This is a genomic window from Anaerolineae bacterium (genome assembly GCA_016931895.1).
In the GTDB taxonomy this organism is placed as follows: Bacteria; Chloroflexota; Anaerolineae; order 4572-78; family J111; genus JAFGNV01.
Window position 1 is genome coordinate 1 of sequence record JAFGDY010000241.1, and the last position, 22,607, is coordinate 22,607.

Sequence of the window (22,607 nt, forward strand, 5' to 3'; positions counted from 1 at the left end):
CTCGTTTTGGAGTATTTGTCATATTGGCCTTGACCTTGTTGCTTTACATAAATTCGCCAACAGTATCCATAATTATTTAATCTTCATTATGGCCAGCGTTTAAATACATCACAACGCCAGCTTTGCGTAGTCGTTCGGTCAGACTTTGGCGAAAGTTATGTCCAGCACTTCTCCCTAAAATGGCCTATAGTGAGAGCAGACTTATATCAATGGATGCCGGCCATCCTGTAGTGGCCCGTTATCCAATAGTTAAATAAGGAGGCTCTCAAATGAAATTCATCAATCGCAAAGCTATCTTAAGTTTGATCATTGTTAGTGCGACGATAGCGCTTGTGGCTGCCTGTAGTAATCTTACCGGAGCAGAACCCCAAATTATTGTGGTTACGGCCACAGCCACGCTAACGGCCAAAACAATATCTCCTACGCCGGAGGCAACGGTTGCGGTTGAACCGGCAGCGACCCCAACCGTCGGGGAAAAGGCGCAGGTTGATTTCTCGTCAAACCCATACCCGGCCGGGACCTTGCTGCAAGGCAGTGGCAAAGACGTGTTCTACCTGACGGAAAATAACATGTGCCAGCGAATTTATGATCTGGACACGTTTTTGGCTTATGATTTTGTTAAAAACGATGTTGTGGCAGTTGAGGATAAACTCCTGGCGGCCATACCCCTGGCGGATGAGTTGACCCGCTTGGCTCTGGATGAGCGGGGTGACCTCTACTGGGTGGCCTTGGGGGAGCGCTGGCTGGTTAAATGAGTGGCGCCCCCTGATAACCCGCGCCGGTGACAATGGCTTGCCGGTTTCGTGGCCGGCTGCTTCGTTACTGGCGTCTCTGCCGGTGCATCTCGGTTTTGCACAGGGCGCGTTGCTGCGGGACGGCGATCAGGTTTACTATTTTGACCGTCCGGCTGACCTTGCCCCAAGCATGGCCGGGTTGTATGCCAACGTTATCCCTGTGTCCGTAGGCGTTTACCGTGAAGCGGATGTGCTTGACCTCCCCCCCGGCGTGTTGGCTGTTTATGAGGAAAAAACATACCTGGAAACAACCAAAATCCGGCTGAATGGGGCAACCTCGGCGGCCAACGTGCGGCAGGAGCCTAGCCTTGACCGCCCGGTGGTGGGCATCATTGAGCGTACCGAGTCAATTACAGCTTACGGGCGCACCACCGATAATCTCTGGCTGCTGATTGCCTATCAAAAGCAGTTTGGCTGGCTGGCCGCCGATCTGGTGGCCCCAGACCCAGCCTTGAGTTTGCTGCCGACCGAGGCCGTTCTGGAAGCCATGGTGGAAGATTTGCCCCAAGCGCAGCCGGCGGCGGTAGTGGAAAAGCAAAGCGTCGAGCCGGGGCCGGTTTATTGCAGCAGCGTGCCCATCCGGGGTTTTGGTCAGGTGTGGGGTGAGCATCCTGAAATCCAAGCCACGCTTAACTGCCCCAGCGGCAACGAGCAGGGCACAAAGGCCGCGGTGCAGATTTTTGAGCGCGGATTAATGCTTTGGCTTGAGGCCGACAGCGTTTATCGCAGCGATCCGGTATACGTTTTCTTTGAAGATGGCAATTACCAACGTTTTGGCAATCTAGGCCCGGCTGACCCGGCCAAAGTAGGCGCAATCCCGACCGGCTTTTCCCCGGTGGGCGACAGATTCGGCAAGGTTTATTGGGAAGGCACCGGCGCGCAGGTCAAAGAGCATCTGGGTTACGCCCTTGGGCCGGCCCAAGATACAGCCGGCGCTTTTCAGCAGTTTTACAATGGCCGCATGTTCTGGACCGAGGCGCTTGACCGCATCTTTATCCTCTACGATTATTACTATTATGATGAGAATGACGATTACATCCAGGTGCGTAGTTGGCTCAGTTACGAAGATACGTTTTAGATGAGGCGTGATTGGCAAAATCCTGGCGATAATCAACGACCGGCCCGGTATGATATTACCGGGCCGGTCTGTCAATGCAGGCCATAAAATCCTCATTCCATTCTCTGGTGTAACCATCAATGGAAAGTCATCAGTCTGGCCAGGCAAAAACATGTTCATCGAAATTGATCGTTATGGCCTGTTCCATTTTTAGAGAAATTCAAAATAGATTATAATGCGCTTATGCTTGCAACTCGACCTGTTTTGGATTCTGGCAAACGATCAGTGGAGGATAGGCATGGCTGAAGAAATGAAACGATGCCCTTTCTGCGATGAGGAAATCAGGGCCAGCGCCATATTCTGTAGACATTGCAAACAGTGGATGCCGGGTTATAGTTACGCATCGGCGGTGCGAGATATAGTTTTGGAAAAGCAGGTTTCGGACCGGCAAGACGTTGACTTGGCGGACATCAAGAATCGGGAGGAACAGCTTGAGCTGGCGTTGGCCTGGGCCAAGAGCGATAAGATCCAGAGTTTTAAGGGGTTTGATTTGTCTATCCAGAATTTGAGCGGAGTTGATTTAAGCGGAGTTGATTTAACAGAGGCGGATCTGCGAGATACCGACTTAAGCGGCGCAAATTTGAGCGGCGCAAATTTGCGCAAAGCCAACCTGTATAGCGCCAATCTTAGGGGAGCCAATTTACAAAAAGCTAATCTAACCGGGGCCTATCTAAGAGAGGCTATCTTGGAGAAGGCCGATTTGAGCAACGCTATTTTGCTGAGAGCCAATTTGCGGGGCGCATTTATGGATGGCATTACGCTATACCGGGTGGATATGGAAAACGCCAATTTGAAAGCGGCTGATTTGCGCGGGGCCAATCTGAGGGAGTCTTATCTAAAGGAAGCCGATCTGGGGTCTACCAAGATGGAAGGTGCCATCCTCACGGGGGCGTTGCTCATTAGAACCGATTTTACCGCTTCAGACATCACCGCCTTTCAATACAGGCGGGCGCAGACTATTGAGGAAATTATCTTGCCTACCGGCCAGGTATACAGCCAGTAGCCTTATGAGGCTGGCCGGCTGATGTTGCGAGCCAGGAAACAATAACCGTGCCAATCCAACACAACCAACACGTGCTCTTTAACTCCATTCTCGTGATGAATGGTTTTATATTGTACTTCAGGCGGTTCGCCGTACTGCGTTTCAATCAGATTAATCGCCGATAAGGCGTCGGGCGCTTCGATAGTATGCTCCGACACCTTTTGACCGCTGAAAGAAACTTCAACTTGATACAAACGAAACATTGTTGAAACTCGTCTGCGCTGCGCCAAATACTTTGCAGATATTGTATCCGCTATATGACGGTTGACAAGGATTACTTCACCGATACCGCAGGGTCAAGGCCGGCTTGATGAGCAGTCCTCCTTGCCCATACCCGCTATCCCACGAAAAAAGCCGCCGGCCGCCGGTTGGCCCTTCTAATCGAATAGCCAAAAAGTCGTTCGCTGCCGCCTGGTTGACCTGTTCCAAATTGACCGGGTCAAGCGTGAACTGATTTTCTACCTGTGGTTTCAAGTCGCTGATAGAAAGGGGTGGCGTGAGTTTGGCGATGGCGGCGGCAGTACGCAGGTTTGCAAAAGGGATGGTGGCGATTGTTGGGCCGCGCAAGGGGGCAGCCAGGAGGACGGCCTGGAAGATTCCATCAGCGTCTTTCAGATAGGCATTGTCCTGTCCCGTTAAAGAAAGGGTCAAGCCGGTGATTTTTTTGCCCCTCACCTGCTCCGGTATGCCGAATTCAATGAGGCTGTAGTAGACGGCCTCGCCCCATGTCCCCACGTACAGATCGTCGTCGCCCCACAATAAATTAGGCCACACCGATTTTCCCCAGGCCACCTGGGTTTCGGTTGGCAAAATCGTTATCTCGTCTGCCTGCTCTTCGGGTTCCTCCGGCGCTTCGTCTTCCCGCAGTCGTTGGACCTCGGCGGCGACCCGTTGGCGGATGGCGGGCAATAACTTGTACAAATTACCGCCGGGACAGGAGGTGCGGTAATGATCGCGGTGGCCGCTGATAACGGGATAGGTTTTGTTTTCCAGGGGATGATGCGTTTCGCCCAGGGGGTCAAGCTGCATATCGTAGGCAATGGCAGCCAGCAGCCAGACCAGGGCATCGAGTGCCGCCGGCGTTGGCTCGCCGGGTGGAGGTTTGGCCGCGCTTGGCTCAAATTGACCCAGCAGGGTAATGCCCAACTTGTGGGTATTGCTGGTCATGGTCTGCCCCCCCTCTACATAAATATTTGAGGGTTGCTCGCCTCGATAGCGGCCCTCGTAAATGATTCCGTCCTGGCCAATCAAATAATGGTAACGAATATCGCCCCAGCCCTGGGTTTGGGCGTGGTAACGCCAAATCGCCTGGACCGCAGCCAGGGGCTGCCACTGATTAGAAGTGACCGTATGGTGGATAACCAGGAATTGAGGCGTGTGGTACACCGGCGGCCAGGCCGGGCTGGCCGGCCAATCTGGGCCAAACGTTGCGCCCCATGCTTCTCGTTTGATTATGGACAGATTTTTTAAGATATTGGCCATTGTTCAAACCTTTTTTGGTTACTCGATCTGGGCTGATGGGTCAGGCGAAATTGGGCCTGACCAGCGCGTAATTTTGATGGGCACGTTTACGGGGTTCCAGGTTTTCAACCACTGCGCATCTTCCGGCGAGACACGCACGCAGCCATTGGAAACAGGCTCTATGCCCAGGGCCCCAAGCCGGTCGTAAATCTTTACGTTATTGGCTTGCGTGTAAGGCACGCTATGAATGAGAATAGAACCTTCCGGGCCGGGGAAAAGGTACCACATATAATCGGCCCGAAAACTGTTGCGGAAGATACCGCCTCCCCAGTCATTACCCACCACTCCCTCCCAGGCCGGAGTAAACGTGTTGGTCATTGGCGCTCCGGTGCTGACCGGAATTGTCCGCACTTCAACGCCATCTTCGTAAACATACATCATCTGCTCATCCTGATTCACCAACAAGTAACGTTCAACCTGGTCGTCCGTCTCTGTCGGTGAGAGCGTGGGTGGGGTGATGGCAGTGGGCCTACGGGGCGCTGTTGGGGTGGGGGGGAGCAGGGGAGTTGGCGAGGATGCGAGGGTTAAGGTCGGCGTTGCGGGTAGGGTTGGGGTAAGTTTTGGGGTGGGTAAGGACGTGGCCGGATTTGGCTCCGGTGGGGGGGTGGTTTTTAATTTAGCTGCGGAAGAAGATGCTGTTGGCGCAGGCAGGTTGTTTTGTTTGACCGGCGTCTTGGTTACGGTTGGCGCAAATGTGGCAGTACCGTTAGATGCAAAATTTGCGGCTGAGGATGTAGCGCAGCCAACCAGTAGAGCAAGGAGCAATGGGAATAGGAGAAAGAGATAATATGATGGTTTGAGGTGTGCTTTCATAAGCGTTTGGCATTGGTTATTGTTCTAATTTCGCCGGGAGTTCAAATAAAAAGTTTACTGGCGAAGTATTGTACTATTTGTCATAATCTTTGTCAATGAAGGATTTGCGGACGCTAACTTGCAAAAGACCACAGAAGCGTTAAAATGGTTTTGGGATGGAAGGTTAAAGAATTTTTGTTTAGAAATACGGAAGAACTCATAAGAGTCCCACGAGTTTCCCCAGAGTTCTCCCGGATAAATGAAAAACTTTATCATCATTCTTTTAGCAGGCAGAGGAGGAACAGCCGGATGACTGTCAGAAAGTTTCAAATTGAGGTGGATGACGCTACTTATCAAGCCATGCTCGAACGAGGGCAAGGTGAAGGCAAACTGGTAGGGCAAATTCTGGAGGAACTTATCACGGCTTATGCCCGGGGCGAAGCCGGGAAATTGACCACTTATACTGTGCAAGCCGGCGATACTCTGGCCCAGATTGCGCGGAGAGTATACGGCGACCCTTACAAATATCCGCTTATTCAAAATGCCAACAATATTGACCATACGGGCCGGATTTGGGTAGGCCAGGTTTTGGTGATTCCTCAAATTGCTGCCGCCAGCCCAACACCACCTACACCTACACCAACGCCATCCCCGTCTCCTCCTGCTCCCCCTACTCCCCCCGAACCTGTCCCGCCATCACCTCAGCCTATTCCACCTCCACCTGAACCCGTGCCGTCTCCTGCCCAACCAACTTTGTCTGATTATGTGCGGGCGATGCCTAAAGGCTTTAGGCCGGACCGGGCCGGGACTCTGCAAGCCACCTATCAATTTCAGTTGACCGGCGTTGGCAGCGGTACCTGGACGGTTTTTGTGGCCAATCGTACCTGCTCTGTGGCTGAAGGGAGTACGCCCTTGCCGTCGGTGGCGATTGGCATGAGTGGGACCGATTTTATCAAGCTGGCGCAGGGACAGCTTGATACCAATCAGGCCTACCGTCAGGGTAAAATCAGGATTGGCGGCGACTTGAACCTGGCGGCCAGAATCCCCGACATTTTTGGCCCGTGGGCTAATTTTGTAGCGGTTAGCCCTACGCCTGCGCCAACGCCAACACCCGCTCCTCCCCCTTCACCCCAACCCACCGGTCCCATCAATCCTACGTTGCTTAACGGGAGCTTTGATGATTACCAGCCCTACGTTCGTGACGGGGAAGCCAAAGTTTGGAAAGAGCCTCAATTTTCTGAGCAATATGGCGCTCATTGGACCCTGCAACTCATTTCAGAGGTAAAAAGTCGGGTTCACCTGATGGATAGCGGCACATTTGGCCGGTTCACCCAAAAGTATTTTGGCGGCGGCGGCCTGGATTATCATATCCATGGCAAACACTCGCAGGTGGTGGCCTCCCGCTATGGCTTTGATCTGGTGTTTTTCCAAACAGTGGCCGCCCAGGAGGGGCGAGAATACACCTTTCGCGGCAGTATCGTTTCATTTTACAAAGGCACCAGCGGCGAGCGAGCCGATGGCAAAATTTTCAAAACCATTGGTCTTGACCCTACCGGCAACCGCGAATGGAATAGACCAAGCGTCATCTGGGGTGAAGGAGACGGTAAGGACAACGAGTGGCGCTATCCGGTGGTGCGAACCGTGGCCCGAACCAACGCCATCACCGTTTTCATTCGTCTGGAAAATACCGAACGCGACGTGGGTCAGACGGAGTTAAATATCGTTCACTTGGAGGATTTCAGGCTTGAGTAAAGCCAGTAAATAAACAATACCCGAAGGGCTGCCGGCGAGAGATAATTTGGCAGCCCTTCGGGTATTTATTTATCAGTTGCACCTGTTTTGTTTCAGATTCAATTTTTTGGTGATCCTGATTGTTTCAAAGAAGTGATCTCTTCTTCTATTTCACCTTCGCCCAGGTAGATGGCTTTGATCTGCGGGTTCTCACGCAGTTCGGCTGCTGTTCCTTCCAGGGCGACCACGCCGGTTTCCAGCACATAGCCCCTATTGGCCACTTGTAGCGCCATATTGGCGTTTTGTTCAACTAACAAAACGGTGGTGCCTTGTTGGTTAATATCCTGGACAATTCTGAAGATTTCTTCAACCAGGATAGGAGCCAATCCCATTGAAGGTTCATCGAGCAGTAGCAGCTTGGGCCGGGCCATCATGGCCCGGCCAATGGCCAGCATTTGCTGCTCGCCGCCGGAAAGCGTGCCGCCAACCTGCCTGATGCGTTCCTTGAGCCGGGGGAAGAGTTCAAAAACGCGCTCAAAATCCTCCTGGATGCCTTGTTTATCTTTACGCGCAAACGCGCCCATTTCCAGATTCTCGCGGACCGTTAACCGGGCGAATATTTTGCGTCCCTCTGGGGCCTGAGAGATACCCAAGGCAACGATGTGGTGGGGGGGCAATTCGTTGAGTAGTTCATCTTCCAGGCGAATGTCGCCTTCACGCGGCTTCGAGATGCCCGAAATGGTGTTGAGCGTGGTGCTCTTGCCAGCGCCGTTTGCGCCGATGAGCGTCACAATTTCACCCTTGTCTACAGAAAGGGAAACGCCCTTGAGGGCTTGAATGTTGCCGTAGTAGGTGTAGATATTGTTGACTTCAAGCATGGCCATAGCCATTACCTCCGCGACCAAGATAAGCTTCAATGACCCGGGGATTGTTTTGCACCTCGGCAGGGGTGCCTTCGGCAATTTTTAGGCCGTAGTCCAGCACCGTCACCTGATCGGAGATACTCATCACTACCCGCATGTCGTGCTCAATTAGCAAAATGGTCAGCCCCAATTCGGTGCGAATGCGGTCAATGAATTTGGTCAAAGCCGTGGTTTCGCTGGGGTTCATCCCGGCGGTCGGTTCGTCGAGCAGCAGCAGCTTGGGGTCGCTGGCCAGGGCGCGAGCAATTTCCAGGCGGCGTTGGGCGCCATAGGGCAGGTTGCGGGCCAGTTCATCACCCTGGGCGCGTAATTCAACCAGCCTCAACAGTTCAGTCCCCTTTTTGACCGCCTCTCGTTCCTCGGCGATGGTCCGTGGATCGCGCAAAATAGCGCCCGGAATACCGGTTTTGAGACGACAGTGCATGCCAACCAGGATATTCTCCAAAGCCGTCATGCTGTTGAAGAGTCGAATATTCTGGTAAGTTCGGCCAATGCCCAGCGCAGTAATTTGATCGGGGCGGTGGCCAATGAGAGGCGTACCATCAAAGATGATTTCTCCTTCTTCGGGCACGTAGAAGCCGGTGATACAGTTGAAGAAAGTGGTTTTACCGGCCCCGTTGGGGCCAATAATGCTGGCAATCATCCCTTTTTCCAGCACCAGGTCAATTTTATTGACCGCCACCAGTCCCCCGAATCGTTTGGTTACAGCTTTTCCTTCGAGGATTGTCATGCTTTACCTCCAACTTCTGAAATGGGGGTTGGCGTACCGGCCATCCCCCCTGCCTCGTGTTCGTGTAATTCCATCCGGCGGCGGGCCGAAGGCAGCAGCCCTTCCGGTTTAACAATCATCATAATCACCAAGCCAAAACCATAGGCCAGAATTCGGAATTCGTCCACTTCCCGCAGCACCTCCGGCAAACCAACCAGAAAGAGCGCGCCGACGATGGTACCCGGAATACTACCGATCCCACCGATGATGATGAGACACAGCACGTTAATGGAAATGAACAGGGTAAAGTCGGAGGGGAAGATAGCCCCCTGCCGCGAGGCAAAAATGGCTCCGCCAATCCCGGCCAGCGCCGCGCCAATGGAAAAGGCCATTAGCTTGGCCGCCACCAGGTTAATGCCCATGGCCTGGGCCACGTCTTCGTCCTCGCGCATGGCAATCCAAGCTCGGCCAATGCGGGAGAAGTTCAAGCGGATTGACACAAAAACGCCCAGCAAACAAGCCGCCAGCAGTAGATAGTAGAGCAGGCGCGGGTCTTTTAAACTGAGGTCAAAAAGCTGCGGGGCAGGCGTTTCCAGAATACCTTGCGGCCCCCCAATCCAGGGTTTGAGCAGGTCTGACAGGGCCAGCACCCGGATGATTTCGCCAAAGCCCAGAGTGACAATAGCCAGGTAGTCGCCCCGCAACCGCAACACTGGAATACCCAGTAAAATACCGGAAAAGGCCGCGACAATCAGCGAGATGGGCAGGGCTATCCAAAACGACATCGCCGGGTTGCCGTTACTGGCCATCGAAGAGGCGGGCGAGGTGAGCAGGGCCATGGTATATGCGCCAATGGCATAAAAGGCCACATAGCCCAGGTCCAGCAGTCCGGCCAGGCCAACCACAATATTCAGGCCCAGGCCCATCAGCGCGAACAGGCCAATGGTGGTTAAAGTTTGCGACCAGAATTGGCCGACGGCAGCCGGCAATACCAGTAAGGCCAGGGTCAGTAAACCAAACCCAATCCATCTGAGCGAGGTTTGCCCGGCGACCGGCATGCGGTGGTAGCGACCGCCCAAGGTCTGGTCAATATTGGGCCGAAAGTAGGTAATCAACCCGGAAATTACAAAAATAACAATCGCGGCCGTCCACGAAAGGGTGCGTCCCAATTGCCAACCTATCCAATCAAGAAGGAGGCGGGTCAGGGCCAGGCCGGTTAATACTTCCCAGAACAGGCCAAATAGGGCCACAATGGCCAAACCCCATAAAATAGCGCGGCGTAACCGTCCAGGTAAAAGTTCCAATAAAACGGCTACCAGTCCCAAAATCCCAAACAGCACCACCAGAATGATAGCGCTCTCATATACATAGAAATTTTGGCCAAACATAAGTATGTTCACCAGTTCGGGTGTAGCATTGACCAAAATGTCTCTCAAATCAACGGTGCTAATGATGAGCATCAAAATAGCCAGCATTGCGCCGTTTACCACTCCGGCCGTTAGCCCGGCCAAAATTCTCTGGCCAATCGAGGTACTACCTTCCATTTTGCGGATGGCAAAATAGCCGGTTAACACCCCCAGTAAGATGATAATAATGTTGGTCAGGGTGACATTACCTGCCAGGGCGCGGGCGGAGAAGGCTTGCAGCATACCAATGAGGGCAATAAAAATGGAAACCACGCCCATAATCAAGCCATTGCGCAGGCCAATTGGGAAAGGAAATGCTGATTTCATAGACATATCCCTCCTACGCTTTCTTTTCTGATAGCACTTCGCCCAACAAGCCGGAGGGGCGGAAGATAAGCACAATGACCAGCAGGCCAAAGGCAATCACGTCTTTTAACTGGGTGTTCAAATCCAGGGCGGTAGGGGCCAACGATTCAACCAGGCCCAGGAAGAAGCCGCCCAACATTGCACCGGGTATATTGCCAATGCCGCCCAACACTGCGGCCGTAAAGGCTTTGAGACCGGGCATAAAGCCAACCGTGTGGGTGACCTGTTTGTACCAGAGACCCCACATCACCCCGGCCGCGCCGGCCAGGGCTGAACCAATGGCAAAGGTCATCATAATCACATAGTTCACGTCAATGCCCATGAGAGCGGCGGTATCTTTGTCTTCGGCCACGGCCCGCATGGCTTTGCCTATTTTTGAGCGTTGGACCAGGAGGTAAAGGCCAATCATCAACAGGACAGTGACGACAAAAATAGCCACTCCCAGTTGTTGAATGCGTACGTCTTTGCCGCCGACGGAAAACACCCAGGCTCCCGACAAAAAGTCAACCGTGGGATAGATTTTCATCCGAATCCCAAACAGCAGCCGGGCGGCCTGTTGTAAAAAGAATGACGCGCCGATGGCGCTAATCAGCGGTACCAGGCGAGGGGCGCGACGCAGAGGCCGGTAGGCCAATCGTTCCAGAAAAATGCCGGAGATTAATGGAGTCAACATGCCTACGGCAAAAGTGACCAGCACAGCCAGGACAGGGTTTGTGTCTAAAATGCCAGATTCATCAAATCCGGTCAGGGTAAAATAGCCGGCCATTGCCCCAATCATAAAAATTTCACCGTGGGCAAAATTGATCATAAAGAGAATGCCGTAGACCAGCGTGTAGCCCAGCGCGATGAGGGCATACATTGACCCTTGGACCGTCCCATTAACGGTTTGTAAAATCCAAACATCGGGACCATACTTGGCCTGGGCCAGGGTGCCGGTTAAACGCCAGACAATAAATCCAATGACTAACACGGCAGTTACCCACAAGGTTATTTTGCTCCCCGATATTTGCGGTTTTGCTGAAGTGCGCGAACGGAATCTACTTACTGCTGCCATAAAGTTATCCTTGATTTGGAATATGCAAGATGAGGCAGGCGATTGACTCGCCCGCCTCATCGTCTGAATAATCAACTACCTTGAGATGAGTAAGGGGCAATGTTCATTGCCCCTTTGGATTACTGATGATTATTCAACCGTGACAAATTCGCCGTTTTTAACTTCGGATACGGCTACGGTCCCGGTCCCGCAGTCACCCTTGGCATTACAGGTGAGCACGCCGGAGAGACCCTGGAGACCACTGGTGGCGCGGACGGCATCGTTGAGGGCCTTGCGGCCAATCCATAGCGTGCCGTCTGGCCCTTCAACCGCCGAAGCATAGATGGCGTCCAGGTAAACATTTACAGCATCATAAGCGTGGGCATGGAACGGCGCGGGTGGTTCCTCGCCGTAGGCGGCTTCATACTTGGTAAAGAAAGCACTCAGGCCAGGCCCGGCGGCGCCCAGGTCGGCGGCGCTGGCGTAGCTGCCTTCGGCGGCGTCGCCGGCAGCCTTGATGTAATCGTCGGCCTTGATCCCATCGGCGCCCATAAAGATAACGTCGCCTAAACCAACGTCAAAGCGCTGGCTGGCCAGGAAAGCGCCTTCGGCCACGAAACCGCCAAAGTAGATGATGTCGGGGCTTTCCGCGCCAATCTTGGTCAGCACCGGGCGCATATCGGTATCGCCCACGGCCACAGCTTCTTGGGCTACCACTTCACCGCCTAAAGCCTTAAAGGCCGCCGCAGTTTCGTTAACCAGACCTTCGCCGTAGGGGCTGCCGTCGTGGATGGTGGCCATTTTGCGAGCGCCCAGGGTGTTGTAGGCAAAACCAGCCGCCGCCGGCCCCTGAATGGCGTCGCTCCAGCAAACGCGGTTGGCTGACGCCAGGCTGCGGGCGGTGAAAGCAACTGCCGTGCAACTGGGAGAGAGCATAGTATAGTTTGCGCCCTCGTAAATATCGGAGGCGGGAATACAGGAGCTGGAGCACATATGGCCCACTACAGCCACAATAGTGGGATCGGCCACAAATTTATTGGCCACAGCGGTGCCACCCTCGCCGGAGCAGAGGGAGTCTTCAATGACCAGCTCAACCGGGTGCCCGGCTACGTTGGGGCGGTCGGCTACAGCTAATTGCGCGCCGCGCTGCTCGTCAATGCCCAAGATGTCAACGCCTGCGCCACTCAGGGCAGCCGCAAAACCCAACCGAATTGGAGCGCCAGGAGCAATCTCTACCACTCCCCATTCGTCGGCCGGAGCGGCGTCGCCCTTGGCCGGGCCAACGCGCTCGCCAGCCAGATAAGCGGCGGCTTCTTCAGCAGAGGGCAGGTAGAGTACGTCGCCTACTTCAATGCTGTTGGGGTCGGTTACCTTGGTGAGGCTGCTGTCGGTTTTGGCCATTTGATTGGTATAGTAGACGATGGCCGGGTAGGCCAAGATGTCGCCATACTCTTTTTCGGCCAGCTTTGACAACCAGTCATCCGCCTGAACGGTATAGGTTGACCCCTCGCCCTGGGCGGCTACAGTAGCCGGCAGTAGAGCTAAAACCAACACTAATAAGAACAGACTAAATAGTTTTTTACTCATTATTTAGGACCTCTTTTCTCCTTTATATTATTTGAATTAATTGAAACACCTACTACTCGAAATATTTTTATTAATTTCGGTATCATTCAGTCTGATGGGCTATCCCCCCTTTCGCTAAAATTGGTATTGTATTGCTTCAAGATGTTTAACGTATTGTTGATTTCTACCCTCAAGAAAACTACCATTACCTTTGGCAAAAGAACTCGCCAAAAATCTAATGTTATTGATCACGGACAGAGTTTACCAGAATTTTGTCCGTTTTTATTGTGCCTGCAACATTGGAGGCAAATGAGAGGGATGAGGGCTAAGGACTTAATAACTTAAGGATTTGTATCCCCGGCCAGGTCAAAGTTATTTGCTTTCAAACCCTTAGCTTGAATGTAACTGTTGCGAGGACCATCTCAGTGGGGAGCGCTCGAGGGCCTGGCTTGCAGATGTTATGATAGCACACGCCGGCTCGCCACCAGACGCCTCACAACCTGTTGCCGTGATCAGCAACGTGAAGATAGATACAGGTGCAGCAAGTACCTTACTTCTTTACTACCTTTTTCCAAAAAAGCTGAATCCATCAGGATGTTCTTGAGCCAGATAGCTTTTAGCCGTGAAATCCCGAACAAAAAATTTTGCCAAGTATAGCAAATGCGCCCAGATATGTCAAGCAGCGGTTATTCTTGCGAAGGGTATGTTTGGACGATTATTCATAGCCTAAATGCGCTTAAAATTGTGGGGGGCTTTGAATTCAGACCTCAAAACGGGTATAATAATCCCATTGACATTTTGCGGGCCAATTCAGTATACTGATTTAGTCAGACCATTAATTGGGAGAGGAAACTATAGGGGCGATGTACAAATATAATTGTCGCAAATGCCCCATTCGAAATCGTTGTATTGACGAGAGTGATAATTCCCCCAGCGTTAAAAGCATGATCCGCCATGCTTTTGACGCTCGGACCGATACGCTAACAGCGTGGGATCGTTTGCAAAGAAGTTGCCTACTGGTTAAGGCCGAAGAAGAGCGAGCCAGGCAAGCTGCCGAAGGGTCGTTGTTGAGCCGTCGTTTGCGTGAGGCGCGTGAAACCAGGGAAGACGAGGAAAAGGAGGCTGCTTCACGGCCAAAACAGTCGCCAGATTATTTACGTCCTGTTTCTCCCCAAACCAGGTCCAAGCGTCCCAAACTTAAACCACTTACCTCCTCGGTTCGGCCTAAACTGAGGCCCTTATCATCGTCTGCTTCCCCTAAACTCAATCCACCCTCTTCTCCTCAAGCCAGGTCAGGGTCATTTTCTGGGGCCAATGTGGCAGGAGATGTATCTGGGTTGTCAGAATCGTCCTCAACTGTTACTGTTCCAGCCGAGTCGTTGGGGTCAACTCCAAAGAGACCGCAAAGGTCTGAACCGGCCCGGCCTCATTGGCTTACTGTTAAAAGTGATGGCCGGCATATTGTTTTGCCCACCAATGGTGAATTGATCTTGGGGCGTTTTGATCCAAATATTGGCGTGCCTCCAGATATTGATTTTAGTTACGAAGATGAGGGCGTAGGTGCTGTGTCCCGGCGACATGCCAGAATTGCTGGCGCGGAGGGATACCATACCATCGAAGACCTTGGTAGCCGCCAGGGGGTATTGCTGAACGGTAAACGACTTGAATTTGGCCTCCGGCATCAATTACAGTCAGGCGACCGGATCATCCTGGGTAAAGTTGAACTGCGCTACGATGCAATACCCAGCCACATGTTGATTATATCACCCAGTGACCAGGTGCGGCACAGGATTATTGTAACTCCTACGGGTCGCCGCATCACTATTGCTCCCCCCAATGAGCTTTCTATTGGACGGGCTGATACCTATGTCAATGTTATGCCTGATATTGATCTCAGCCAGGATGGCGAGATAGCCAAGCGGGTCTCGCGTCACCATGCCATTATTACCTGGCGTCAGCGCATGCCGTATATAGAAGATTCAGGCAGTGGCCTGGGCACGCGCGTAAATGGCAAAATGTTATTGCTGGGGCAAGCGGTCCAACTTAAGCCCGGCGATCATATTTGGTTAGGTGGTTGTGTGCTGGCCTACGATGTGGATTTATAGAAAGTTATCGCAAGGGTTAGCGTGCTATTTTGTTCAAACAATGTCTCAAAGTACGCTTGGGAATATCCACCCCAAGTTGTTTTGGGGAATAGTGTTTGTTTTTGTAGCCTCTTGAAATTTTTGAGACTTTTTGGAGTTTGGCTTAGTTGAAACAAATATGCCTGAAGCAAATGGCAAGTGGAAGGAGAAGTAAGTATGATTGAGGATCCGATAATTTCATCCGACACCCCAGCCGCTTCTATTATTGTCTGGCCCGACGATGGAAAGGATATGGTGTTTATCGAGGGTGGCGTCTGCATTATGGGCAGCAGCGAGGGTAATCCCAATTATCGGCCTGAACACCAGGTGGAAGTGGCCAGCTTTTATATTGACGCCTGGCCGGTAACAAATGCTGAATACAGGCAATTTGTCGAGGCCACCGGCCACCCTGTGCCCAATTACGACGTTAGTTGGTGCGATACCCAAGGCTATAATTGGGACCCCGAAACTCGAATGTATCCCGAAGGCAAAGCCCATCATCCTGTCGTATTGGTGACCTGGGAGGACGCCATGGCTTATGCAGCTTGGGCGCACAAACGCCTGCCTACTGAGGCCGAATGGGAATGTGCGGCGCGCGGGTTGAGCGGCCGGCGATATCCCTGGGGAAATGAATTTGAGCCGGGGTATTGTTGCAACTGTAAAGAAAGTGGCCTGGGCGGTACTAGCCCTATTGGTCATTTCTCGCCTCAAGGAGACACGCCAGAAGGATTGGTTGATATGGTGGGTAATGTGTGGGAATGGACCAACAGCCTTTACTGGCCTTACCCCTACAACCCTGACGATGGGCGTGAAAGCCGTGAGGCGATGGGATTTCGGGTGTTGCGAGGCGCTTCGTGGGTGAATGATGCTAACATTGTTCACTGCCTATCACGTTTGGACGGTGACTTTATATTCTACACCAACGTAGGCTTCCGTTGCGCTGTATCCCCCGAATAGTTTGAGCCATCACCTGGAAATCAATCGCCAGGGCGCTATTTTTATATGATAAAGCGCTCTGGCGATTTTTCTTTTCCCAAATCACATCCTCCATATTTCCCATTCGGCGTCACGTGGTATAATCCTGGCTGGCAAAGTGAATGTTGCCAGACAAATGATCACAAGGGGAAAATATGAACAGCATTACAGATACAATTGCCGGCGAAACGGAAAAAGCATATCGCAAAATCATCAATTCATGGGCTATGTATGATTGGGCTAACTCGGCCTTTGTTACCACTATCATGGCCACCGTGCTGCCGGTGTATTATAGTAGCGTGGCCGGAGTTGATTTGCCGGGGAATTTGGCCACAGTCTACTGGGGGTATACTACCAGTATCGCTCTGCTTATTACTGCCTTGTTGGCCCCAATTTTGGGGGCTATTGCCGATTTTTCTGGTATGAAAAAGCGGTTCTTGATGGCTTTTGCCGCAATGGGGGTGCTGTTTTCCGCTTTGCTCTATTTTGTGACTACCGGCGACTGGTTAATGGCCTCGCTCTTTTTTATCTTTGGCAACATCGCCTTTGCTGCCGCCGACTTATTCTATAATTCCCTACTGCCGCACGTGGCCCGGCCGGAGGATATTGATGAGGTTTCTACGCGGGGCTATGCCTTTGGTTATTTGGGCGGCGGTCTCTTATTGGCCATTAACGTTTTGATGATTCAGTTTATGGCCGATAAAACTTTAGCGGCCCGGCTCTCGTTTGTGAGTGTGGCGGTGTGGTGGGGAATTTTTACCCTTCCACTTGTTTTTAACATTAAAGAACCACCGGCCACCAGAGAGGAGTCAGAATCTATCAATCCGGTGTTGGCTGGATTCCGGCGGGTGTGGCGCACTTTCAATCAAATTCGACACTACAAGCAGTTGTTTCTTTTTTTAGTGGCTTTTTGGGCTTACAATGATGGGATTGGCACGATTATCAAAATGGCCACCATCTACGGCGCCGAGATAGGCATTGGCCAGACAGACCTGATTGGCGCGTTATTGATGACTCAGTTTGTGGGCATTCCCTTTGCCTTTGGCTTTGGCCGGCTGGCCAAACGAATAGGCGCCAAATCAAGCATTTACCTGGGCTTAACCGTTTATACCCTTATCTCTATGGCCGGTTATTTTATGTCGGTGGCCTGGCATTTTTGGCTGCTGGCCTTTATGGTAGGTACGGTGCAGGGCGGCTCGCAGGCGTTAAGCCGTTCCCTCTTTGGCGCGATGTCGCCCAAGGCCAAGATGGCCGAGTTTTTTGGCTTTTACGAGATGAGTTCTCGTACCGCCGGAATCATTGGGCCGTTTTTATTTGCCGTTATCGGTCAAATGGCCGGTTCCAGCCGTTTGAGTATTGTGGCCCTGGTGGTGTTTTTTATTATGGGTGGTTTTCTGTTGAGCCGGGTAGATATACAGGAAGGCATTCGGGTAGCCAGGGAAGAGAATGCTGGCTCTGATTTGGGAAAAGATAAGGGCAGGTTTTAGACCTGCCCCGGTAAAAACTGAGTGTGCTTGGGCAGGTCCTTTTAAGGGATGGTATAAACCCTAAAATCATCAAACCGGACAGTAATATCTTTATCGTTGTCTGCTTCAGCGTATAAACCTGTGCCCACGCCGGTCAAGGAGTTGCCGTCGTTGATGGAATATACTTGCGTTCCGTTGATGTAAAGCGTAATTACGCCATCGTTACGGTGTTTGATGATGAGGTTGTTTTTGGTGGCGCCCCTATTGATGGCGGAAACACAGCCGCTGCTGGCCAGGGTGGTGGAGGAACCGTCCTTGCGCCGGGTTAACAACCAGCCACATTCATCATCAGGTTTTACTCTGAAAAGATAGTAATAATCTTCGCCCGACCCATTGATATAAAGACCATAGGCAAATTCGCCATCGCCGTCACTCACCCGGGCCGATACCTGGAACTCTCCATAAGTATATTCGGCTTTGCTCGGCGCAGGGGTAAAACAGCTCTTATCAGCGTCAACCTTCATTCGATATTCGTTGTCCTGGAATCCTCTGTCGCAGTTAGAATCATCCGTCGTGGTCCAACCGTTTGAGTTGTTGGAGAAGCCATCGGAAAATAATAGTACTTTGGGCGGGCTTTTGAAGATGGCGGGCAGATAAAGTGGGCGTATGGGTGAATGGCCGGCAATATATACGCTCACCTCCGAGGTATTGTTGGCAGGGGAAGTCTCTCCGGCTGAGGCCGCTGTGACCTGATTTTTTACGGTGACGTTGGGAGCGGAAGTCAGAATTCCGGTGACGGTGACAAAGGCGGCCTGGTCCTTTGGGATTGGTTCAGTAATTACCCAGGTGGGTTTGGCCAACCCATCAGAGATGACGGCCCTGTTGAACAAAAAGGCCACATTTTGCATTTCATCAGGCCAGTCATCCCTGAAGAAAACATATTGGGCCGCATCAGGGCCATGATTGGTAATGGCAATTGTGAAGGTAATGGCGCTGCCGGAAGCTACAGAAAGGGTGTTTGTTCTTTTTACCGTCTCCAGGTTGAAGGAAGCGTTTGACGCCTCAATAATTTCGCTGGACAAACCGAGGGCGGCCCAAGTTTCATCGCTGATTGAAAACAGGGAAAAATCGTTATCCGGCGGTTCCTGCGCAGAAGCCGTTGGAATGTAACCCTCAAGTCCACTAATGATAGCGGGCCAAAACAAAACAATCGGCGCAGCCAGAAGTAAAATAAAAAATGTGGTGGCAACCTGTCTTGTACTGTGTTTCATGCTTGCCATTGTAAGCCAAAATTTATCTTTTCACAAGTCCGACATTTAGGCATTTGGACCGTTTTATCAACCGACCGTTGGCCCTACTACCCGTCGCAGTCATCCCGCAACTTTTGAGCGTTTATATCGTATAGAATAGTATGCTAAAACCTCGGTAATAGTGGCGTGTCCGTTGCTAAACTAAAATACACTCCCAAAAAATCTCGTCTTTCTCTATCGCCTTTTGTTGTGCTATAATCATTATATTGGTTGCGGGCGATATTTTGCTGCGGAAAGGTTTAAGATAATGCCTCCTCTGTTTTTGATATTTATTGTCGTTGTGTTAGTAGCTGTGGTGGGAATAGGAGTCTTGACTTACGTTTTAGTCAAGGGGATGGTCAAGTTATTTGGGGCGTTCAGAATGTCGTCCTTGCCCCGCTCGGTAGGCCGGTCGTTGAAAGAGTCGCGGGCTTATGGCCGGGCCATCATGCAAGTAGCGCAGCAATATCCGCCCGGCCCCATGCGTGACCGGCTCAATCTCACCATCCGGCCGGTTGACGATTGGTTGGCCAGTTTGAACAAGTTGGAACAGGCCCTGGAGAAATTGTACAATCAGCGTAACTTGACCCGCGAATTGCACCAAACCAAATTTGATATTGAAGTGTTGCGGCGACAATTGCTCACCGCCAGCCCGGGTGAGACGCCTCACCTGCGCCGATTATTGGAAAGCAAAAAACAACACCTGGCCGTGCTCAAAGAGTTGCGCGCTTTTCAAACCCAGGCCGAATTAAAAATCCACAAAATCGCCAGCGACCTGGGCACCACCCATGCCGAGATGTTGCTCATTGTGGCCAGGGGTGATTTTAATGAAAATCGTCTCCACCGCCTGGACGAAAATTTACAGGAACATCTCTCCGGCATGCGCGATATGATGGCGGCTATGGATGAAATGGGTTACAGCAACGCCGCCAGTTTGTTTTGAATTATGCTTGGCCCTGATAGGCTGACCATCTTTTAGACGTTTTGTTTTAGATGTTGCACCGCATCAAAAATTTTCTCCGCTACCTCCACTTTGCTCAACAAGGGCAATTCCTTAATTGTGCCATCGGCGCTCAGTAGCGTAACCCGGTTGGTATCTGCGGCAAAACCGGCGTCGGTTGCGCTAACGTCGTTGGCCACCATTAAATCCAGCTTTTTCGCTGCCAGTTTGTTTTTGGCGTTGGCCAGCAAATCCTCTGTTTCGGCGGCAAAACCGATAGTCAGCCGGGGGCCATGCCCGGCCGATTTTTGTTGAGCCACTTCGGCCAAAATGTCGGCGGTTTGGACCATTTCCAGGCTCAATTCCGGGCCGGCGGTTTTCTTTTTTATCTTTTGCCCGGCCCTGGTTTTTGGCCGAAAATCGGCCACGGCCGCGGCCATCACCAGCACATCAGCCTGACGAGCGGCGTCCAATACCGCCGCCAACATTTGTTCGGCTGAATCAAGCTGGATGACCTCCACCCCAAAAGGGCGGGGGCGATTGGCGGTGGTGATAAGCGTAACAATGGCCCCCCGGTCGCGGGCCACTTCGGCTACGGCGTAACCCATTTTGCCGCTGGAATGATTGCCGACAAAACGGACCGGGTCAATGGTTTCCCGCGTTCCCCCGGCCGTCACCACCACCCGCTGCCCGGCCAGGTCGCCCTGGCGGCCCAGCACCGCCCGGGCCATGCCCATAATTTCTTCCGGCTCAACCATCCGGCCCGGCCCCCTACCCCCGGAAGCCAGCCGTCCTTCAGCCGGGCCAATTACATTAACGCCCCAACCGCGCAGTTTTTCCATATTGGCCTGGGTAGCCGGATGCCGCCACATATCGCTTTCCATGGCCGGGGCCAGCAGGAGCGGGGCCGGCGTAGCCAGAGCCACCGCAGTAAGCAGATTGTCGGCCAGGCCGTTGGCCAGCTTGGCCATGGTGTTGGCCGTGGCCGGAGCAATGAGCAGCAAGTCGGCGGCATTGGCCAGGGAAACGTGGATAACGTTTTGCCTGGCGGCCAGGTTAAACATATCGGTATAAATAGGCCGGTGGGTGAGGGCCTGGAAGGTGAGGGGCGTGACAAATTCTCGCGCCGCTTGCGTCATCACCACGTCTACCACGGCCCCGGCTTGCACCAATCGGCTGCAAAGCATGGCCGTTTTGTAAACGGCAATTCCCCCGGTAACGCCCAACACAATGTGCTTATTTTCCAATACTTTGATTGTTGCCATAACTATTTCCTAACCCGGTTGACCCGGAATTAGAAATGAGAAATTTTGAGTGAATATCAATCAGCTCGCCACTTCTAATTTCTAAATCCACTACCCTTGATTCATCTCCCAAATTATCTGCAAGCCTTGCAGGGTTAGCCAGGGATTGACCACCTCAATCACGTTAGTTTCCTGAGCAATGGTTTCGGCCAGCCCCCCCGTGCCGATGACGCGCATCGTTTCGCCCAATTCGGCCCGGAAACGAGCCACCATCCCTTCCACCAACCCCACGTAACCAAAGATCAAGCCGCTTTGCATGGCATAAACCGTATTGGTCCCCACCGCGCGCGGGGGGCGCGCCAGGTCCACCCGGGGCAATTTTGAGGTGCGGCTAAAGAGCGCCTCGGCGGCAATGCCAATGCCTGGAGCAATCGCTCCACCCAAATACTCCCCCCTGGCTGAAATAGCGTCAAATGTGGTAGCGGTGCCAAAATCAACCACGCAGGCCGGGCCGCCATACATTTTATAGGTGGCCGCGGCATCCACAATGCGGTCGGCTCCCACGTCGCGGGGGCTGTCGTAACGGATTTGAATGCCGGTTTTAACGCCTGCTTCCACCACCAGGGGCGTCTGGTCAAAAAATCGTTTGATCATTTTGATGAAAAGTTGGGTAATGGGCGGCACCACGCTGGCCAACACAACTCCTTTAATTTGTTTAAAATCCACCTCTTGATGGCGCATCAGCCCAACAACCATAAAGCCGTATTCATCCGCCATCCGGTCAAGGTCTGTTTTGATGCGCCAATGGTAGACCAGGGTTTTATTTTGAAAGAGGCCCAGGGTAATGTTGGTATTGCCAATGTCTATGGCGAATAACATGGTTGCATCTCCACTTTCCAATGACCATCAAATTGAAGATTTGCCGCTGCCCCGGCCAATCTGTTTCCAGCCCGTGACTACGGCCACAGTAATTACCACGGCAATCACCACCTCGGCAAGGGCTTGCGGAATGATGGGGATGAGGGCTTCAACCGGCATGTAGCCCCGCAGCACAAGTAAGCTCAAAACCAAAACAGTATTGGTCAGCGTGCCAATCACCCCGGCTATAACCAGCGCCAGGTATTCATTGTGTTTTTTGATGAGCGCGTAGCTGTAATAAGCAGTGACCCCAATGAACAGGCGGGGCAACACCGCCACAATGGGGTCCTTAAAAAAAGGCACCTGGGCTTGCAGCCAGCTAAAAAGGCCAAAAATAAGGCCAACCAGCAACCCGACCAGCGGCCCCTCCATGACCCCGCCAATGATGGCCGGCACGTGCATAATGGTGGCACTGCCCGAGAGATTGGGCACGGGAATAAAACCCCAGCGCGTCACGCCCAGCAAAATGGCAATAGCCGCCAGAATGCCGGTAATAACAATTTTTCTAATGTCTAATAATAAAGTGTGATTGACCGTTGTTTCTTTCATTGTTTAAACCTCCATTTTGGGGGATGGTTCATCTCTTACGAATAGTTAAGTTGACACTTTTCAAATAGGCGAAAATCTATATGAGTGTTAATCCAAGAAAATA

At 52.3% G+C, this 22,607-nt stretch carries 20 protein-coding genes; 8 read left to right on the forward strand and 12 right to left on the reverse strand.

All coding sequences use genetic code 11. The annotated features are described in order from the left end of the window. The first annotated feature begins 269 nt into the window (after positions 1–269). The 3 genes from JW953_18455 to JW953_18465 all read left to right on the forward strand — a co-directional run bounded on the left by JW953_18455 (position 270) and on the right by JW953_18465 (position 2,914). Positions 270–755: a hypothetical protein gene (locus JW953_18455; GenBank protein ID MBN1994688.1), complete on the forward strand. Its 486-nt coding sequence runs from the start codon at positions 270–272 to the stop codon at positions 753–755. A gap of 37 nt (positions 756–792) precedes the next feature. Next, a complete protein-coding gene (locus JW953_18460) occupies positions 793–1,872 on the forward strand; it encodes an SH3 domain-containing protein (GenBank protein ID MBN1994689.1) in 1,080 nt (359 codons plus the stop codon). Between the two features lie 277 nt (positions 1,873–2,149). After that, positions 2,150–2,914 carry a pentapeptide repeat-containing protein gene (locus JW953_18465; GenBank protein ID MBN1994690.1) on the forward strand — a complete coding sequence of 255 codons (765 nt, stop codon included), beginning with the start codon at positions 2,150–2,152 and terminating at the stop codon, positions 2,912–2,914. Between the two features lie 2 nt (positions 2,915–2,916). Here the strand turns inward: JW953_18465 and JW953_18470 are convergent, their stop codons facing one another. The 3 genes from JW953_18470 to JW953_18480 form a co-directional block, all read right to left on the reverse strand. Next, complete coding sequence (locus JW953_18470) at positions 2,917–3,156, reverse strand: hypothetical protein (GenBank protein ID MBN1994691.1); 240 nt, start codon at positions 3,154–3,156, stop codon at positions 2,917–2,919. A 76-nt stretch (positions 3,157–3,232) separates the two neighbouring features. After that, positions 3,233–4,435 carry an N-acetylmuramoyl-L-alanine amidase gene (locus JW953_18475; GenBank protein ID MBN1994692.1) on the reverse strand — a complete coding sequence of 401 codons (1,203 nt, stop codon included), beginning with the start codon at positions 4,433–4,435 and terminating at the stop codon, positions 3,233–3,235. 18 nt (positions 4,436–4,453) lie between these two features. Then, the gene (locus JW953_18480; GenBank protein MBN1994693.1) at positions 4,454–5,287 is read right to left on the reverse strand and encodes a L,D-transpeptidase; all 834 of its coding nucleotides are present in this window, start codon (positions 5,285–5,287) and stop codon (positions 4,454–4,456) included. 144 nt (positions 5,288–5,431) lie between these two features. Here JW953_18480 and JW953_18485 point away from each other — a divergent pair, with 144 nt between their 5' ends. Further along, positions 5,432–7,018: an SCP2 sterol-binding domain-containing protein gene (locus tag JW953_18485; GenBank protein ID MBN1994694.1), complete on the forward strand. Its 1,587-nt coding sequence runs from the start codon at positions 5,432–5,434 to the stop codon at positions 7,016–7,018. A gap of 98 nt (positions 7,019–7,116) precedes the next feature. Here the strand turns inward: JW953_18485 and JW953_18490 are convergent, their stop codons facing one another. From JW953_18490 to JW953_18510, 5 genes are all read right to left on the reverse strand, one after another. Next, positions 7,117–7,875 carry an ABC transporter ATP-binding protein gene (locus tag JW953_18490; GenBank protein ID MBN1994695.1) on the reverse strand — a complete coding sequence of 253 codons (759 nt, stop codon included), beginning with the start codon at positions 7,873–7,875 and terminating at the stop codon, positions 7,117–7,119. Next, positions 7,868–8,650, reverse strand: a complete 783-nt coding sequence (locus tag JW953_18495; GenBank protein MBN1994696.1) for an ABC transporter ATP-binding protein — start codon at positions 8,648–8,650, stop codon at positions 7,868–7,870. The genes JW953_18490 and JW953_18495 overlap by 8 nt, the downstream gene beginning before the upstream one ends. Further along, positions 8,647–9,687 (reverse strand): ABC transporter ATP-binding protein, encoded by a 1,041-nt coding sequence (locus JW953_18500; GenBank protein ID MBN1994697.1) that lies wholly within the window; start codon positions 9,685–9,687, stop codon positions 8,647–8,649. The genes JW953_18495 and JW953_18500 overlap by 4 nt, the downstream gene beginning before the upstream one ends. A gap of 688 nt (positions 9,688–10,375) precedes the next feature. Beyond that, entirely contained in the window at positions 10,376–11,455 is a 1,080-nt protein-coding gene (locus tag JW953_18505; GenBank protein MBN1994698.1) for a branched-chain amino acid ABC transporter permease, read from the reverse strand. A gap of 129 nt (positions 11,456–11,584) precedes the next feature. Further along, entirely contained in the window at positions 11,585–13,021 is a 1,437-nt protein-coding gene (locus JW953_18510; GenBank protein MBN1994699.1) for an ABC transporter substrate-binding protein, read from the reverse strand. A gap of 842 nt (positions 13,022–13,863) precedes the next feature. Here JW953_18510 and JW953_18515 point away from each other — a divergent pair. The 3 genes from JW953_18515 to JW953_18525 all read left to right on the forward strand — a co-directional run bounded on the left by JW953_18515 (position 13,864) and on the right by JW953_18525 (position 17,585). Then, positions 13,864–15,105, forward strand: coding sequence for an FHA domain-containing protein (locus JW953_18515; GenBank protein ID MBN1994700.1), 1,242 nt, complete (start codon positions 13,864–13,866; stop codon positions 15,103–15,105). 195 nt (positions 15,106–15,300) lie between these two features. Further along, complete coding sequence (locus JW953_18520) at positions 15,301–16,080, forward strand: formylglycine-generating enzyme family protein (protein ID MBN1994701.1); 780 nt, start codon at positions 15,301–15,303, stop codon at positions 16,078–16,080. Between the two features lie 173 nt (positions 16,081–16,253). Then, complete coding sequence (locus tag JW953_18525) at positions 16,254–17,585, forward strand: MFS transporter (protein MBN1994702.1); 1,332 nt, start codon at positions 16,254–16,256, stop codon at positions 17,583–17,585. Between the two features lie 41 nt (positions 17,586–17,626). On the opposite strand, the gene JW953_18530 is transcribed toward JW953_18525, so the two are convergent. Further along, the gene (locus tag JW953_18530) at positions 17,627–18,835 is read right to left on the reverse strand and encodes a DUF11 domain-containing protein (protein ID MBN1994703.1); all 1,209 of its coding nucleotides are present in this window, start codon (positions 18,833–18,835) and stop codon (positions 17,627–17,629) included. 349 nt (positions 18,836–19,184) lie between these two features. Between JW953_18530 and JW953_18535 the strand changes: the two genes are divergently transcribed. Next, on the forward strand, positions 19,185–19,796 hold the full coding sequence (locus JW953_18535) for a hypothetical protein (GenBank protein MBN1994704.1): 612 nt from the start codon (positions 19,185–19,187) through the stop codon (positions 19,794–19,796). 32 nt (positions 19,797–19,828) lie between these two features. On the opposite strand, the gene coaBC is transcribed toward JW953_18535, so the two are convergent. The 3 genes from coaBC to JW953_18550 all read right to left on the reverse strand — a co-directional run bounded on the left by coaBC (position 19,829) and on the right by JW953_18550 (position 22,504). Further along, positions 19,829–21,058 (reverse strand): bifunctional phosphopantothenoylcysteine decarboxylase/phosphopantothenate--cysteine ligase CoaBC, encoded by a 1,230-nt coding sequence (gene coaBC, locus JW953_18540; protein ID MBN1994705.1) that lies wholly within the window; start codon positions 21,056–21,058, stop codon positions 19,829–19,831. Positions 21,059–21,148: 90 nt separating this feature from the next. Beyond that, complete coding sequence (locus JW953_18545) at positions 21,149–21,916, reverse strand: type III pantothenate kinase (protein MBN1994706.1); 768 nt, start codon at positions 21,914–21,916, stop codon at positions 21,149–21,151. Between the two features lie 27 nt (positions 21,917–21,943). Further along, positions 21,944–22,504: an ECF transporter S component gene (locus tag JW953_18550; protein MBN1994707.1), complete on the reverse strand. Its 561-nt coding sequence runs from the start codon at positions 22,502–22,504 to the stop codon at positions 21,944–21,946. Positions 22,505–22,607 lie beyond the last annotated feature (103 nt).

Bases quoted from the DNA above. Each gene is read 5' to 3' on its own strand.
- JW953_18455 (MBN1994688.1), top strand. From the start codon at position 270: ATGAAATTCATCAATCGCAAAGCTATCTTAAGTTTGATCATTGTTAGT.
- JW953_18530 (MBN1994703.1), bottom strand. From the start codon at position 18,835: ATGAAACACAGTACAAGACAGGTTGCCACCACATTTTTTATTTTACTT.
- JW953_18470 (MBN1994691.1), bottom strand. From the start codon at position 3,156: ATGTTTCGTTTGTATCAAGTTGAAGTTTCTTTCAGCGGTCAAAAGGTG.
- JW953_18550 (MBN1994707.1), bottom strand. From the start codon at position 22,504: ATGAAAGAAACAACGGTCAATCACACTTTATTATTAGACATTAGAAAA.
- JW953_18505 (MBN1994698.1), bottom strand. From the start codon at position 11,455: ATGGCAGCAGTAAGTAGATTCCGTTCGCGCACTTCAGCAAAACCGCAA.
- JW953_18510 (MBN1994699.1), bottom strand. From the start codon at position 13,021: ATGAGTAAAAAACTATTTAGTCTGTTCTTATTAGTGTTGGTTTTAGCT.
- JW953_18545 (MBN1994706.1), bottom strand. From the start codon at position 21,916: ATGTTATTCGCCATAGACATTGGCAATACCAACATTACCCTGGGCCTC.
- JW953_18490 (MBN1994695.1), bottom strand. From the start codon at position 7,875: ATGCTTGAAGTCAACAATATCTACACCTACTACGGCAACATTCAAGCC.
- JW953_18500 (MBN1994697.1), bottom strand. From the start codon at position 9,687: ATGCCGGTCGCCGGGCAAACCTCGCTCAGATGGATTGGGTTTGGTTTA.
- JW953_18465 (MBN1994690.1), top strand. From the start codon at position 2,150: ATGGCTGAAGAAATGAAACGATGCCCTTTCTGCGATGAGGAAATCAGG.
- JW953_18515 (MBN1994700.1), top strand. From the start codon at position 13,864: ATGTACAAATATAATTGTCGCAAATGCCCCATTCGAAATCGTTGTATT.
- JW953_18495 (MBN1994696.1), bottom strand. From the start codon at position 8,650: ATGACAATCCTCGAAGGAAAAGCTGTAACCAAACGATTCGGGGGACTG.
- coaBC (MBN1994705.1), bottom strand. From the start codon at position 21,058: ATGGCAACAATCAAAGTATTGGAAAATAAGCACATTGTGTTGGGCGTT.
- JW953_18525 (MBN1994702.1), top strand. From the start codon at position 16,254: ATGAACAGCATTACAGATACAATTGCCGGCGAAACGGAAAAAGCATAT.
- JW953_18475 (MBN1994692.1), bottom strand. From the start codon at position 4,435: ATGGCCAATATCTTAAAAAATCTGTCCATAATCAAACGAGAAGCATGG.
- JW953_18485 (MBN1994694.1), top strand. From the start codon at position 5,432: ATGGTTTTGGGATGGAAGGTTAAAGAATTTTTGTTTAGAAATACGGAA.
- JW953_18480 (MBN1994693.1), bottom strand. From the start codon at position 5,287: ATGAAAGCACACCTCAAACCATCATATTATCTCTTTCTCCTATTCCCA.
- JW953_18520 (MBN1994701.1), top strand. From the start codon at position 15,301: ATGATTGAGGATCCGATAATTTCATCCGACACCCCAGCCGCTTCTATT.